Below are 15,268 nucleotides of genomic sequence, written 5' to 3' on the forward strand. Positions count from 1 at the left end.
CAGGTCGGCGCCGCCCGGCCTCGGGTGATGATCGGTGCCCGCCGGACGAGAGTTACCGGCTTGACCGAAATGTCACCGAGAAGTGTGGTCCGGAGCGGCCGCGGCTGCCCGTCGAGTCGTGGGAGCGAGTGGCGCGTTCTGGTGGGTGAGCACCGCCGCGGTCGCGATCCTGATCGCGGTTTGAACGTCCTCCGTCTGCGACGGCGAGGAATCATCCTCGCCGCAGGCGGGCGGCTTGCGGTGATCTCGGCCCGGCTCAGCCCGGCCCGGCCGGCTACGCCGGTTACGGTGTCTCAGTGAGGGTGCGGCCGATGTGGTCGTCCGGGGCGGCTGTGGTGCCCGGTAGGACGAAGAAATACCCGCCGCCTACCGGGAGTACGTACTTGTCCAGGGCCTGGCCGGCCAAGCGGCGTTGCACCGTCGCGAAACCCGCCTCGATGTCGCGCTGGAAGCAGACGAATACGATTCCCTCGTCGCGGTCGGTGGTTGGGGTCGGGTTCGTGCGGAATGAGTAGCCGCGGCGCAGGATTCGGTTCGGCTCTGTCTCCGGGGTTCGCGGGTTCGCCCGCCGGATGTGGGAGTCCAGGGCGATTGATTGCCCGGACGGGTCGGCTGCGTAGTCGAACGCGGCGTCCTCGCGGTCGTGGCCCAGTGGGGCGCCGTCCGTCTTGCGGCGGCCGATGACCGCCTCCTGGCGGGCTGTCGGTTCGGCGTCCCACAGTGCCGGTGAGAAGCGGATCCGGCGCACTACCTGGTAGGTGCCGCCCGCGGCCCAGGCCGGTTCGCCGTCGTCCGCCCAGACGAACCTCGCGGCGACGGCTGGGTCGCGCACGTCCGGATTGCCTTCGCCCTCGCGGAAACCGAACAGGTCCCGGGTCGCCGCGCGGCCGTCGGTGGTGGTCGTGTTCTCCTCGCGGAAGCCGTCGATCCGCCAGCGCGGGCGCAGCGCGCCGCCCACCGGTGCGAGCGCGCGGCGCAGGGCAGCGTCGGCGGTCCGCGCGTCGTGCGAAGCCACCTGCAGGAGCAGATCTCCGTGGCACAGCGCGGGATCCAGGACGTCGTTCGGGAACGCGGGCATCGCGCCCAGCCGCCGCGGTGCGCGCTTCGCCAGGCCGAACCGGCCGTCGAACAGCGACGCGCCGACCGCGATGGTGACCTCGGCGTCGGTCGCGCGCGTCCCGGGGGTCAGGGCCCGGAAGACCGCCTCCGGCGTTCCGGAAACCACGTCGAACGCGGCGAAGACGGCGGCCGCGGGCGGCGCCGTCACCACGCCCGGTTGGTGGGGGACCGACGCCACGGACGGCGCCGGAGCGGGCGCCGCGGATGGCGCCGGGGCCGGCGCGCAGCCCGCCACGCCGAGCAGACCGGCGCCCGCCAGCACGGTTCGCCGCCGCACGCTGGTCAACAGCCCACGGCGGCTAGCACGTGCTCGTACCGCGGGCGCGACGGCGAGTCCGGTGGGTACGCGGTCGTCAGCAGCTCCTTCGCCCGCTCGGGCTCGCCCAGCACCAGGAACGCGGCCGCGACGACGACGGGTTCGGCGCCCCACTGGCCGTCGTTGCCGCCGAGCCGGGTGATGACCTCGGCCTTCGGCTCGGCGAAAGCCCGCACCGTGCGCCTCGCGTCGAGGTGCGGCAGGACGCCGGTCCGCAGGTACCCCTCGATCGTCGGCACGTGGGCGGCCAGCTCGGCGGGCGTGCGGAAGGTGAGCACCGGCGGGTTGCGCACCAGCGTGCCCAGCAGCTCGCGCTGGACCAGGTCCGGCTTACCGCGGACGAACGGCTCGCCCCGCAGCTCGGCGGCCTTCGCGCCCACCTCCGGCAGCAGCAGCGAGGTGAACAGCGTGAGCTGCACGGCGTCCTTGGCGTACCGCGGGCGCATCACCAGGTCGAAGTCGATCCGCTGCTTGCCGCCGTCGATCTTCCGCGTGTAGGCGATGCTCTTCGCCGGCCGCGTGAAGCCCTCGGCCCGCAGCGGCTCGTCCAGCCGGGCCGCCAGCACCTCGCGGGTCCAGGCCGCCGCCGTCGCGCGGTCGAGGGGACCGCCGTCGCTCGTCATGGGACGTTCCACTGGTACACACCTACCACCTGCCGGCCCGCATGCCTACCGACGCCGACGGCTTCCGCACCCGGTGTCGTGTTGAGCCAGGTGTCGAACGCCCGCTGCTCCGGGGTCAGCCGGGCCGTGCCGCTCTTGACCTCGATGCCGATGAGCCTGCCGTCGTCGGGCCGCACGATGGCGCCGTCGAAGATCCGGGTCTGGCCGTCGTTGCCGGTGACCGTCACCGGCTCGCGGATCACCTCGTAGCCCAGCTCTTCGAGCCGGTCCCAGACGTCCGCTTCCGCCTGCGAGCCCGGCCGCGCCCCGGTGGTGCCGACGAAGTGCCCGGCGTGGTCCCGGATCGAGCCGTCCGGGTACTGGAAGGTGCCGTCGCCGAGCGCGATGCGCCGCGGCTTCTCCGGGATGGCCGGCTTCGCCGACGTGCCCAGCGGGTCGACGAACGTCGTCGGGGCGTCGCCGACGTAGGCGTACAGGTTGGTGTCGCCGCCGCCGAAGCCCAGCGAGTCCTGGCCGAGGAAGCGCTGGTCGGTGGTCGAGTAGTACCGCGAGCGGTACTGGTACAGGCCGTTGCCCTCGTCGTCCCGGCCGGTGAAGCGGGTCGGGTTGCCGCCGTCGTCGCCGGTCAGCGTGGTGGCCCCGAACGGTTGGTAGGTGTACTCGCCGGTGACCGTCCCCGCGCCGTCGGCGACGGCGATCGTGCTGCCGAGCCGGTCGGTGAGCAGCGAGCGGGTGGTGCCCCCGGACGTCCGGGCGAAGACCTCGTCGACACCGCCGGTGAGCAGGTTCGCGCTGGGCGTCCCGCCGGTGAGCTCCTGGACGACGTTCAGCCCGTCGAACAGGTACCCGGTGGTCACGCCGCCGGTGGTCTTGCCGGTGCGGCGGCCGAGACCGTCGTAGGCGTAGGTGGTGCTCACCCCGGCCCTGGCCGACGACGCCAGCTGCCCGCGCGCGTCCCAGACGTAGCTCGTGGTGCCGTCCGAGGTGGGGTTCCCGTCGGCGTCGTAGGTCCGGGCGACCCCGGCCAGGCTGGTCAGCTGGTTCGCCGCGTCGTACACGGCGGGCCCGTAGGCCGCCGGGACGTCGCCGCGGGCGTAGCTGCCGCCCGCCTGGGTCAGCCGGCCGGCCGGGTCGTAGGCGTAGGACAGGTCGCCCAGCGCCGTGCCCGCCCTGGCGTACCCGATCGCGGTGATCCGGTCGTCGGCGTCGTAGGTGTAGTTCTGCGCGATGCCGTCGGGCAGGGTGACCGCGCTCCGGCGCCCGGCGGCGTCGTAGCCGAGGGTCACGGTGTCGGTGCCGCGCTGGACCTGCGTCAGCTGGCCGTCGGCGTCGTAGCCGTAGGTGATCTGCGGCTGGCCGGCGACGGTGAGGCCGGTGCGCTGGTCGGCCGCGTCGAAGGTGTAGTCGAGCTGCCCCTGCGGGCTCACCGCGCGGGTGATCCGGTCGAAGCCGTCGACGGTGAAGGTCGTGGTGCCGCCGGCCGAGTCGGTGATCGAGGTCGCCCGGTCGCCCGCGTCGTAGGCGTAGGCGATCTGGCTCTCGGCCGTGCTCCCGGAGACGCCGAACCGGGCCTGGGTCAGGCGGCCGAGCGAGTCGAACGCGTAGTCGCTCGCCTTGCCCCGGGCGGTGGTCAGGCCGGTCCGGTTCCCTTCGGTGTCGTAGGACGTCGTCGTGACGCGGTTGAGCGGGTCCGTCTCCGTGATCGCCCGGTTGGCCGCGTCGTAGGTGTAGGCGGTGACGCCGCCGCGCGGGTCGGTCAGCTTGACCGGGTTCCCGTTGGCTTCGTACTCGTAGGCGGTCACCCGGCCCAGCGGGTCGGTGATCGACCGGACGCGGTCGTCGGCGTCGTAGGTCGCGCGGGTGACGGCCCCGGCCCGGTCGATCTGGGCGACCGGGCGGCCCGTGCCGTCGGTCACCCGGCGGGCGACGCGGCCGAGCGCGTCCGTCACCGTGACCGGGTCGCCGAGCAGGTAGCCGTAGCTCGTCGCGTGCGAGAGGGGATCGGTCACCTTCGTGACCCGGCCCTGCTCGTCGGTGTCCACAGTGGTCACCCGCGTCAGCGGGTCGGTGGTGGTCCGCGGCGCGCCGTTCGCGCCGTAGCCGAACGTGGTGACCCGCCCGAGCGGGTCGGTGGCCTGGCTCAGCTGGCCGAACGGCCCGGCGTAGGCGTAGGTCCGGGTGCGGGCGGCCGAGGTCCCGGCCAGCTCGGTGGTCCCGGTGACGTCGCCGAAGGCGTCGTAGGTCAGGTCCGTGCGCCGCCCGAGCGGGTCGGTCGTGCTGGTCACCAGGTTGGTGGCCGGGTCCCGCGCGATGGTCGTCGTCCGGGCGAGCGCGTCGCCGAACGCGGCGGTGTCGGACGTGCTGTAACCCGCCGCGTTGAAGGTGACCCGGCGGACGGTGCCGCGCGGATCGGTCAGCTTGGTCTCCGTCACCTTGCCGGCGGAGTCGGTCAGGTAGGCGAACTGGTAGGTGCCGCCGCCGGCGACGGTCTGCTTGCTGACGCGGCCGTTGGTGTCGTAGAGGTTGGTCAGGTAGACGGTGCCGCGGGGGTCCTTCGCCGTCGCGAGCCGGCCCTGCCCGTCGTAGGTGTACGTCGTGACCGCGCCGGTGGCGTCGGTGAACGTCGAGAGCCGGCCGCTCGCGTCGTAGGTGTAGCCGACCGCGCGGCCCGTGTTGTCCTCGGCGCGGGTGATCCGGTTCGCCGTGTCGTGCGCGAAGCTGATCCAGCGCCCGTTGGGCGAGGTGACCTGGGTGATCGGGCCCTTCGCCCGGACGTGCCCGTCGGTGTCGGCCTGCGCCGGCCCGCGGGTGATCGTCACGGTGTTGCCGAAGCGGTCCCGGATCGCCTGCAGCGGCGCCTCTTCGCCGAACACCAGCGTGGTGCCGTCGCGCAGCCGGAGGTCGAAGCCGTTGCCGTTCCAGGCCAGCACCGAGCCGGCGTACTTCGTCGGCGTCGGGTCGGCGGCGAACGCGGCCGTCAGGTAGTCGGTCGGTCCGGTGCCGCCGGGGGTGATCCGGTGGTACTTGACCTTCGCGCCGTCGGGCAGGATCAGCTGCCCGTCGATCCACTGCTGCTGGGCGTAGAGGTAGACGTCGTAGTCCGAGCCGGTGCCGACGCCGAACGTGCGGCGCCCGGTGTCGGCCTGCTGGTAGGTGCGGGTGACGCCGATCGGCAGCGTGTCGGACACCGTGAGGTCGGTGTGGGTGTCGCTGAGCAGGCCGCTGCCCAGGTCGACGGGATCGCCGCCGACGGTGTCGCCGCCGGGGGCCGGCGCGGCGTCCGGCGGGGCGTCGACGCCCGGCTCGATGAGCATCGCGCCGGTGAACTGGTAGACCTCGGTGCCGGGATCGGGCACGACCTGCTTGCCGTCCGGGGTCACCTTGCCGTGCCCGTAGACGAACCAGCCGCGCCCGGCCGGGTCGTAGTGCCAGAAGTCCATCGCCGCGCCGGGCGGGGCGTGCGGGTAGTTCGGGTAGATCACCCGCGCGCCGGTCGGGAAGACGTAGGAGCTGCCGGGCTGCACGGTGAAGTACGTCGGGACGTTCGACTTCGGCAGCGGGAACGGCGGCCGGTCCACCGGGATGGCCGTGATGCCGAGTTCGGTGACGACCTTGCCGGCGCTGTCGCGCACGACGGCGCCCTTCGGCAACCGCACCTCCAGCCCGGGGATGGCCGGGGTCGTGACGACCACTTCGGCCGGTGCCGGCGACGCGAACCGCACCACGTGCTTCGTGTCGAGCGCGGTCATCCAGATCGGGTACGGCAGCACGGTGGTCCGCCCGGCGACGAGGTCGACGCCGTCGTCGTAGAGCCCGAACCGCCGGTCCGGGGTGCTCGCGCTCGCCCCGTCGATCCGCAGCACACCGTGGCCGGGGGTGACGCCCTCGAGCAGGAACCGGCCCTGCGCGTCGCTCACCCCGCGGGTCGCGCCGACGGACAGGGTGACGCCGGCCAGCGGGTGGCCGTCCAGGGTGCGCACCCGGCCGGACACCGCGGTCGAGCCCGGCTTCCCTTGCAGCGCCGGGGTTTCGTCCCCGGTCACCGGGGGCAGGTGCGTGGTCCAGTCGGCGCCGGACAGGTTGCGCGCGTCGGGGACCCAGGAGGCGCCGGCGGCCGGGCTGGTCTGCGTGCCGGTGTCGGGCCGCTCCGCCCTCGGCCGGTTGGCGGGCTTGCCGCCCTCGGCCAGTGCACGCGGGACACCGGGCAGCGGCGCCGCCGCCGTCGCGCGCGGGGCGGACGGCTGCGTGACGAGCGGCTGCAGCGCGGCCCGCGTGACGAGCTTGAGGGTGTCCGATCCGGTGTAGGAGTAGGGACTGACGACGATCTCGTAGGTGCCGGTGACCGGCAGCGTCGCGATCGGCACCGACGCGGCGCCGGCGTGCTGGGTCAGCACCGTGCCGTCCGGCTTGCGCACCTCGACGTACGGGTAGTAGGGCAGCGTGGTGCTGGTGGAGTTGAGCGAGAGGTTCTGGCCCGCGGTCCCCGCGTACGTCAGCCGGACGCTCTGCCCGGCGCGGCTCATCGTCACGGTTTTCGCGGTGTTGAAGGCGATCGCGCCGCCGTCGAGCTGCTGCGACAGCGTCGCCGAAACCGAGCCGGTCGCGTTCGCCCCCGGGGCGAGGATCAGCCGGTACGTCCCGGCCGCGCCGACCTTGGTGTCGACGGCGCCGCTCTTGTAGACGAGGATGTCTTCGCTCTCGACGCCGTTCGCGTCGACCACGCGGGCGCGGAAGTAGCCGGCCGCGGGGAAGGTCCAGTTGGTGAACCCGATCGACAGCCGCTGGTTCGCCGTCGCGGTGAAGGACGTTTCGACGTACTTGCCCGCCTGCGCGACGGTCATCGTCTTCGCGGCCCCGCCGACGGTCGCGGTGCCGGCGTCGGTCCGTTCGGCCAGGGTCAGCTGCGCCGTACCGGTTTCGGCGAACGGGTACACCACGATCTGGTAGGTGCCGGCGGCCGGCAGCGGCCCGAGGTCGACCTGCGTGGCGGTGATCGTCCCGTTCCGCAGCAGCCCGCCGTCCGGCCGGATGACCATGACGCCCAGGTAGTAGGTGAAGCCGTAGGACGGGAAAGCCAGGCTGAGCCGCTGGTTCGCGGTTCCGGTGAAGCTCAGCCGGGTGGTCTGGCCGGGCCGGGTCGCCGAAACCGTCTTCGGGGTGCCGACGGCGACGGTGCCGCCCGCGGTTTCCGCGGACAGCGTCACGGCGGCGGAACCGGCGCCGGACCCGTCCGGGGTGAGCAGCAGGCGGTACGCGCCGGAAGCCCCGGGCACGAACCAGAACGTGCTGAGCGAGCCGACGTCGTAGGCCGCTTCGACCTCTCCCGTCGGCTTGATCACCTGCGCGAGGACCGTTCCGGGCAGCGTCCAGTTCGTGAAGGCGAGCGACAGCCCGCTGCCGGCCGTGGCGGTGAAGGCGAGCGACGCCGTCTGCCCCGACTGCGGGAGGTTCACGGTGACGGCCGGGCCGGTGGTGGTGAGGGTGCCCGCGTCCTGCCGGGTGGTCAGCAGCAGCGTCGCGGACCCGGTGGTGGACTGCGGGCTCACCGTGATCAGGTAGCCGCCGTCGACCGGCAGCGCGGGGAAGTCCGCGTGGTAGCCGGACGGGCCCGCGTAGAGCGCCGAGCCGTCGGGCTTGGTGACCGTGAGGTAGGGGAAGTAGCCGAAGATGTACTGGTCGAAGTCGAGGCTGAGCTGCTGGCCGGCGACCCCCGCGTAGGTCAGCCGGGCGTCCTGGCCGGGCCGGGAGATGGCGAGGTTCCTCGGTGCGCCGAGGGTGATCGCGCCCGCTTCGAGGGCCGGGGACGCGGTGACCGTCAGCGAGCCGGTGGTGGCGTCCGTCGAGCCGACCACCAGCGTGTAGGTGCCGGTCTGGCTCGGGACGAAGTCGTAGTCGCCGCCGCCGTCGGACTTGAGCAGGCCGCGCGTGGAACCCTGGGCGTTCCACAGCAGCGGGGTGCCGTTGGGTTCCTTGACCGACAGCGTGAGCTGGGTGCTCGCGGCGAAGGTCGACCCGCTGAACCCGACGCCGATGTGCTGGCCCGCGGTCACCGGCAGCGTCAGCTCCGCCTGCTGCCCCGCCCGGGCGAGGGCCACGGTGACCCCGGCGCCGGCCGGGTCGAGCGTGCCGGTGACGCGGCTGGACAGCGTCGCGGTCACCGAGCCGGTGCCGGCCGCGCTGGGATCGACGACCACCTGGTAGACGCCGCTGCTGGGCAGCGGCGGCAGTTCGTAACCGCCGTAGAGGTACGTGCTCAGGCGCGGCGCGTCGTAGTCGTTGCGGGCGAAGGGCGCGCCGTAGGGCGTGAAGACCGCGACCGAGTACTCGGTGGTGATCGTCGAGCCGGTGAGGCCGAGGCTCAGCCGCTGGCCCTTCGTGCCGGCGAACCGCAGCAGCGCGACCTTGCCCGACGCGGCCACGGACACCGTGGCCGCGGTGCCGTCGACCGCCAGGGTCGCCGCGGACCCGACGTCGGCGACGGCGTAACCCCTTGGCACGACGACGAAGTCGGTGCCGGACACCGCGGCGGTGCCGCCGGGCGTCGCGACGGTGATCCGGCCGGAGGTGGCCGCGTCCGGGACGGTCACGGTGAGGCTGGTGGCCGTGGCCGCGGTGACGCGGGCGCGGGTGAGGCCGAACGTCACGGTGTCGTCGGCCGCGACGGGGGCGAACCCGGTGCCGGTCAAGGTGACCGTCGTGCCGGCGACGCCGGTCGCGGGGCTGAAGCCGGTGACCGCCGGGGCGGCGGTGGCCGCGTCGACGGTGAAGGACTGCTGGCTGGTCGCGGTGCCCGCGGTGGTCGTCACCGTGACCGGGCCGGTGACCGCGCCCGTGGGCACGGTCACCTCGAGGGAGGTGGCGCTCGCCGTCGTGACGGTGGCGGCCTTCCCGCCGAACTTGACGGTGTTCGCGCCGGCCGTGGCGGCGAACCCGGTACCGGCGACGGTGACCTTCGCGCCGGCGGCGGCTCGCGCGGGGACGAAGCTCGAGACCGACAGCGCCGAAGTGACGGTGCGGTCGATCGAGGTGACGTTGCCCGAATCGTCGTAGTTGTACCGCGCGGCGGCGCCCGAACCCGTGCTCTGGGAAACACCCTTCACGCGGCCGGCCGCGTCGTAGGCGTAGTTCGTCGGGGTCGAGGGCAGCGCCGCGGCCTTCGCCGTGGCGGCGGCCGGCTCGGCGCCCGCCGGGTGCGTGAACCCGGCGATCTGGCCCGCGATGAGCAGGGCGGCCGCGAACGCGGCGAATCTGGACGACCTGGCCATGAGCTCTAGTCCCCTCGTGCCGCATCCGGTCGGGGAAAGCATGCGCCGGGCCGTGCCCAGATCTTGCCCAGATTCCGCCCAGGCCCGGCACTGTGACGCCGGACCGCGTTTCCCGAACTGCCGTTGTGCGTTGAGGTACCGGCGTAGCACTATGCGTAACGAGGGGAAGACTAGGGGGACTCGATGCGATTCGACCTGCTCGGACCGCTGGAGGCGCGAAGAAACGGGCGGACCGCGGAGCTGGGCGGGCCGCGGCAGCGTGCCGTGTTCGCCGCTTTGCTGGTTCGTGCGAACAAACTCGCCAGCGTCGACTACCTGGCCGAAGCCGTCTGGGACACCCCGCCGGCCAGCCCGGAGTCGAACCTCCGCACGTACGTCGCCGGCCTGCGCCGCTGCCTCCGCGAAGCGGGTGACGTGGAGGACCGGTTGCTCACCCGCGCGGGTGGTTATCTCCTGCGCGTCGAGCCCGGCGAACGCGACCTGGACCTGTTCGACCGCTACGCGTCGGCGGCCGAGGCGGCCGCCCGGCTCCACCGGTATTCGGACGCGCTGGAGTACTACCAGCAGGCGTCGGCGTTGTGGCGCGGCCGCGCGGGCGAAGGCCTGCGGGTGGGGGCGTTGCTGCACGCCGAACTGCTGGCGCTGGAGGACCGCCGGACCACGCTGGCCGAGCGCCAAGCCCAGGTGCACGCGGAACTGGGCGAACACGACCAGGCGGCGTCGGAGCTACGGGAACTCGCGGCACGCAACCCGCTGAGGGAAAGCCTGTGGGCACAGGCGATGCGGGCCCTGGCGCACGCGGGCCGCCGGGCCGAAGCGCTGGAGGCGTACCTGCAGATCCGCCGCCACCTGGTGGAAACCCTGGGAGTGGAGCCGGGAGCGGTCCTGCGCGAACTGCACCAGCGCATCCTCCGCGGCGACTTCCCGGGCGACGCGGTCTTCACGGCCCACACCCGAATCTTCGGCTGAGGTTCTTCAGGCCCGGCAATGGGTCAACGCGACGTACACGGCCGCGGTCGGCTATCAGCGGTGCGAAGTCCGACAACCAGAACTACAACTGGACGCCGGTCTGGCATAACGACCCCTGCTGAGTCGCAGCGTCGCCTTGCGCGCGGCCTCGACCCGGCCGCGCGCAAGCCCGACGGCACCGCCGCATCGGCGCCGCTACGACACGGTCACCGAGGACCGGAGGTCGTTGAACCCGGTCGCCGCGTCCCACAGGCCCGTATTGGCCGTCCGGATGGAGTACTCGGGCCGGGTGGGCAGCAGGGGATCGGCCAGTTCCAGCAGCAGCGCGTACGTGCCCGGAGCCAGCGACGACGGCACCGTCACGGTTTGCGCCACGGTCTGCGCGCCGGGCAGCCAGGTGCGGGGGTCGGCGGCGAGCGGGATCCGTGTCACCGCTCCGGTGGCGGTGTTGCGCAGTACCAGCGTCACGTTGCGGGGATTGGTCGCCGCCGCGTAGCCGTCGTTGGTGAGCCCGATCCGGATCGCGAGGCCCGACCCGCGCACGGCGGTGGCCGGGAAGGTGCCGTCGCGCAACGTGAACCGGTAGCCGAGGCGGTCGGTCACGTCCGCGAGGCAGCCCTGGGCGGCCCACGACTGCAGGACCGCCTGCTGGTAGTCGGTGTTGAGGAACGTCCAGTGGAACCGCGACAGCTCACCCGTGGCCGTGGGGCAGTCCGAACGGGGCGGGTTCAGCGCACACGTCTCGCCGCCCATCGGCACCGTCCGGGTCTCGCCCTCCAGGTACGGGTACTCCACGGACGGGTTCTCGTAGGTGCCGAAGTCGTCCGGGCCGGCCAGGAAGCAGTCGTTGTGGTGGCCCAGCCGCGTGTTGCCGCCCGCGTAGAGGGTGCGCTTGATCTTCGGCGTCCGCAGCTGCACCGCCCGCGTGGCGGGCAGGACGCTCAGCAGCTTGTCCACCACGGCCTTGCGGTTCGCCCAGTCGGCCGCGGTGATCGTGCCCGCGTTGCCGAAGTTCTGCGTGTAGTACCACTCGCCCCACGCGCCGATGAGACCCGCCTGCACCACGTCGATGACGTCCGCGTTCGCCTTGAGGTAGGGCGCGAGCTGGTCCAGGTGCCCGAGCACGCGGTCCTTCGGCGCGTCGTCTCCGGCGTCCGACGCCGTGTAGGCGAAGCGCAGCACCAGTTTCACCCCCGCCGCGCGGGCCGCGGCGAACTGCCGGCCCAGCCGGTCCAACGCGCTCTGGGCGATCGGCGCGGTCTTGTACTCGGCGAGGTAGAAGATGCACATCACCAGCGTGATGCCCTGCGAGACCCGGTACTGGCGCAGCGTGTCGGCGGAGAAGTCGGCCTTGTCGCAGTCCTGGGTGTGGTGGTAGAGCCCGCGTTCCGGGTTGGCGATGAGGTCGGCCGAGGGCTGGTAGACCGGACCGCTCGCACCTCCGGTGTAGGTGTAGGTGATCTTGGCGGAGGTCTCCACCGGGGCTTCCACCTGGAACACCGCGTCGGCGTCGTTCGGGCTCGCCGATTCGCCGATGTCGGCCCGGTCCACCGTCCAGCGCGCGATCCCGCCCGACGACGTGAACGGCACCGGCTTCACCGGCGTCCACGCCCATCCGCCACCCGCGTGCCGGTAGAGGGATCCGTTCTCCAGCAGGAAGTCCGCGCCGACCGCACCCTGGGCGAACCCCGTGCCGGTGTTCCGGTCCACGTCGAGGTAGACCCGCGCGAACGCGGGCGCGCCGGTATACCCCATCTGGTAGGTGACGGTCGTGGCGGTGCTGGTCACCGTCGGAGCGGTGATCGCGGCGGCGGCGGGAACGGCCGCGACACCGGTGAGGACCACGGCCAACACGAGGGCTCGCACGATCTTCGGCACGCGCTTCTCCGTTCCCGCCCGCGGAGCGACTGCCGTCACCCAGCGGAAGACGTCTTCGGTGGAGCCGACCACAGTGATCGAACGTTAGACGCGCGCGCCGCAGGGGTCAATATCCGGGGGCAGGATGCGGACCACACGGTCAATCGATCATTTCCCGCCCGTCCGTGAATGAGTGAAGCTCACGCGAGAAAGCGCTTTCACAATTGACTCACGGCGTGGACCTGGAATCGGCGCCGTGGTCGTAGGCCTGCTGGGCCTGCTGGATCCGCGCGCTGTGTTCGACCGTCCAGGAGTAGAGGTGACCGAACGGCTCACGCAGTGACTCGCCCAGCGGGGTCAGGGAGTACTCGACGCCGACCGGCGAGGTCGGCAGCACGGTGCGGCGGATCATCCCGTTGCGTTCCAGGCGGCGCAACGACTGGGTGAGCACCCGCTGCGTGACCCCCTCCAGCCGGCGCATCAGCTCGTTGAACCGCGTCGGCCGCTCCAGTACCGCCATGATCATCATCGACCACTTGTCCGCGATCTGGTCGAGGATCGGCCGGCTGGGGCAGTCCGAGCGGAACACGACCCGGCCGCCGGTGGCGTCCGCGGCCGCGCCGAGCAGGTAGGTATCCCTCATGATCCCTGGTTCTCCCAAAGTGCGTTCTTGATCTTCACTGTCGTGCTGACCAGCATGGGTATGCATCGCAAACCTACAGGCCGATCAGTAACGCGAGGGATCCGTGATGACCGAACAGCCCTACTCGACCCTGCACGTGAGCACTGGTCGCGGGGTCGCCCGCGTCGTGCTGCACAACCCGCCGGTGAACGTGCTCGGCGCGACGATGATGCGGGAGCTGCGCACGCTGCTCGACGGGTTCCGCGACGACCCGTCGGTCCGGGTCATCGTCTTCGCCGGCGCCGACCCCGAGTTCTTCCTCGCCCACGTCGACATGCTGATCCTGGAGGACGCCGACGCCCTCGACGCGCTTGCCGAGGCAGCACCGGCGGGGGTCAACGTGTTCCAGGCCGTCGGCGAGCTGCTGCGCCACCAGCCCCAGGTGACGATCGTCGAGCTCGCGGGCAAGGCCCGCGGCGGTGGCGCGGAGTTCGTCGCGGCCGCGGACATGGCCTTCGCCGCGGCCGAGACGGCCGGGCTCGGCCAGATCGAGGCGCTCATGGGCATCGTTCCGGGTGGTGGCGGCACGCAGTACCTGCGTGAGCGGGTCGGGCGCAACCGCGCCCTGGAGATCGTCCTGGCGGCTGACCTGTTCGACGCCGAGACCGCCGCGGCCTACGGCTGGATCAACCGGGCCGTGCCGGCCGCAGAGTTGCGCGGTTTCGTCGACCGGATCGCCCGCAACATCGCCGCGCTGCCCGACGGGGTCATCGCCGCGGTGAAGCGCGTTTTGCCCGCCGACGACCTCACCGCCGGATACCGGCGTGAGCACGACGCCTGGGCGTCCCAGGTCGAATCGCCCGCCGTGCAGAAGCTGATGGCCGCGGCGTTGCCGAACGGGGTTCAGACTCGCGACGGTGAGCGCGACCTCGAAACGCTGATGCGCACCATCGCCCGCTGAGCGTCAAGGAATCGACCGCCGACGTCGGTCCCGTGCGTGTGAGGGGAAACGCGAATCGCCGTTCTCAGCCGTGCAGGGCGCTGCCGGCCTGCCAGGCGCTCCAGCTGATCGCCCAGTCGCCGTGGCCGTTGTTGATCGACAGCTGCGGGCCGCCCGAGTCGGTGACCTCGACGACGTCGCCGGTGTTGAAGTTGTCGAAGAACCACTTGGCGTTCTCGGTGTTCATGTTGAGGCAGCCGTTGGAGACGTTGTCGCTGCCCTGCACCCCGACCGTCTTCAGGTTCTCGTGCAGGTACTCGCCGTCGTTGGAGATCCGGACGTCCCAGTTCTCCGGCGCCTTGTAGTAGCCGGGGTCGCCCTCGCACACGCCGTAGCTGCAGGAGTCCATGATCGTGTGGTCCACCTTCGACAGCACGGTGTGCGTGCCGTTGAACGTCGGCGTCGGGCCCCGCGGCGGGGTGTCGACGGTCTTGCCCATGCTGATCGGCGCGGTCTTCACCAGCTGACCGTTGTGGAACGCCTTCATCTGGTGCGTCTTGCCGTCCGCCTTGGCGACCCAGGAGTCGTGCACCTTGTAGCTGGCCGAGACGTCCTGGCCGCCGTACACCCCGCCCCCGATGGGCATCCCGAAGGTCGTGGTCTCGAGCTTCACGGTCGAGCCGGCCTTCCAGTACTCCTTCGGCCGGAAGTGCACCTCGCGCTTGCTCACCCAGTACCAGCCGCCGCCCTGCGCGGGCGAGGACGTCACCTTGAAGGACTTCTCCACCGTGGCCTTGTCGGTGATGTCGTGGTCGAACTTCAGCCCGAGGACCACGCCGACGCCGATGTCACCCGACGCCGGCTGGAACAGCGAGGCGGTGGCGACCCCGGACGGCTTGAGGGTGTGCACTTCCCCGCGTTGCTCGGTCGCCGCGCCCGCCTGGTTCACCGCGGTGGCGACCGCTTGGTAGGTGGCCCCGTACCGCAGGTTGTCCGCGCTGGTCCAGGTCGTCTTGTCCGGCGAGAGGTCACCCTTGACGGCGTTGCCGGTCTGCGGGTTCGTGACCGTGACCGCCTGCAACGTGCCACCCGACGCCCTGACCACGATCGGGTCCTTCGGACTCAGCTGGTCCCCGCCCTCGAACGCCACCGTCGCGGCCGGCATCCCGGGCACCGTCGCCGTCCCGGCCACTCCGACCGCTCCGACTGCCTGCGCAGTCCCGCCGGTCTCGTTCTGTCCACTACACGCGGCCAACAGCAGGGTCACCAGGCCGAGCCCGGCGATGCGGATCACTCTCACGGTCCATCAGACGTTCGACCCCACGCCAAGTTGCGTCACGATCCGGTCACTCGTGGACAAAGTTGCCGCCGGTCGTCCGAGCCGCTCGCAGCCTCGCCGGTTCCGTACCTGTCGTCGGCGTCCGGCTGGCATCGCCTGATGCCGATCCCAGCCGGACGGGGTACCCACCCAGCCCGAGGTTTCTCGGGCTGGGTGATCATGCCGCATCGCCTACGTGTGACGCCCACGTCGTCTCGCGTCTCTTCACACGGCCGCTG

Annotated in this window: 8 protein-coding genes; 2 read left to right on the forward strand and 6 right to left on the reverse strand. The window is 72.0% G+C overall.

Annotation, left to right across the window (positions count from 1 at the left end):
* Positions 1-283 precede the first annotated feature (283 nt).
* From OG570_RS21685 to OG570_RS21695, 3 genes are read right to left on the reverse strand one after another with little or no spacing between them, the layout of a single operon-like run.
* Complete coding sequence (locus OG570_RS21685) at positions 284-1,396, reverse strand: Dyp-type peroxidase (protein ID WP_326960117.1); 1,113 nt, start codon at positions 1,394-1,396, stop codon at positions 284-286.
* 5 nt (positions 1,397-1,401) lie between these two features.
* Complete coding sequence (locus OG570_RS21690; protein ID WP_247056338.1) at positions 1,402-2,058, reverse strand: hypothetical protein; 657 nt, start codon at positions 2,056-2,058, stop codon at positions 1,402-1,404.
* Complete coding sequence (locus tag OG570_RS21695; RefSeq protein ID WP_326958798.1) at positions 2,055-9,323, reverse strand: RHS repeat-associated core domain-containing protein; 7,269 nt, start codon at positions 9,321-9,323, stop codon at positions 2,055-2,057. The genes OG570_RS21690 and OG570_RS21695 overlap by 4 nt, the downstream gene beginning before the upstream one ends.
* 183 nt (positions 9,324-9,506) lie before the next feature.
* On the opposite strand from OG570_RS21695, the gene OG570_RS21700 reads away from it, so the two are divergent.
* Positions 9,507-10,292: an AfsR/SARP family transcriptional regulator gene (locus OG570_RS21700; RefSeq protein WP_247056333.1), complete on the forward strand. Its 786-nt coding sequence runs from the start codon at positions 9,507-9,509 to the stop codon at positions 10,290-10,292.
* 195 nt (positions 10,293-10,487) lie between these two features.
* Here OG570_RS21700 and OG570_RS21705 read toward each other — a convergent pair whose 3' ends face one another.
* Entirely contained in the window at positions 10,488-12,170 is a 1,683-nt protein-coding gene (locus OG570_RS21705) for a DUF4832 domain-containing protein (RefSeq protein WP_326958800.1), read from the reverse strand.
* A gap of 208 nt (positions 12,171-12,378) precedes the next feature.
* Positions 12,379-12,792: a winged helix-turn-helix transcriptional regulator gene (locus OG570_RS21710; protein ID WP_326958802.1), complete on the reverse strand. Its 414-nt coding sequence runs from the start codon at positions 12,790-12,792 to the stop codon at positions 12,379-12,381.
* Positions 12,793-12,898: 106 nt separating this feature from the next.
* Here OG570_RS21710 and OG570_RS21715 point away from each other — a divergent pair, with 106 nt between their 5' ends.
* The gene (locus OG570_RS21715) at positions 12,899-13,732 is read left to right on the forward strand and encodes an enoyl-CoA hydratase/isomerase family protein (RefSeq protein WP_326958804.1); all 834 of its coding nucleotides are present in this window, start codon (positions 12,899-12,901) and stop codon (positions 13,730-13,732) included.
* 64 nt (positions 13,733-13,796) lie between these two features.
* Here the strand turns inward: OG570_RS21715 and OG570_RS21720 are convergent, their stop codons facing one another.
* On the reverse strand, positions 13,797-15,005 hold the full coding sequence (locus OG570_RS21720; protein ID WP_326958806.1) for a L,D-transpeptidase: 1,209 nt from the start codon (positions 15,003-15,005) through the stop codon (positions 13,797-13,799).
* Between the last annotated feature and the right edge of the window lie 263 nt (positions 15,006-15,268).

Origin of the sequence: Amycolatopsis sp. NBC_01286 (assembly GCF_035982555.1) — a bacterium.
Taxonomy (GTDB): domain Bacteria; phylum Actinomycetota; class Actinomycetes; order Mycobacteriales; family Pseudonocardiaceae; genus Amycolatopsis.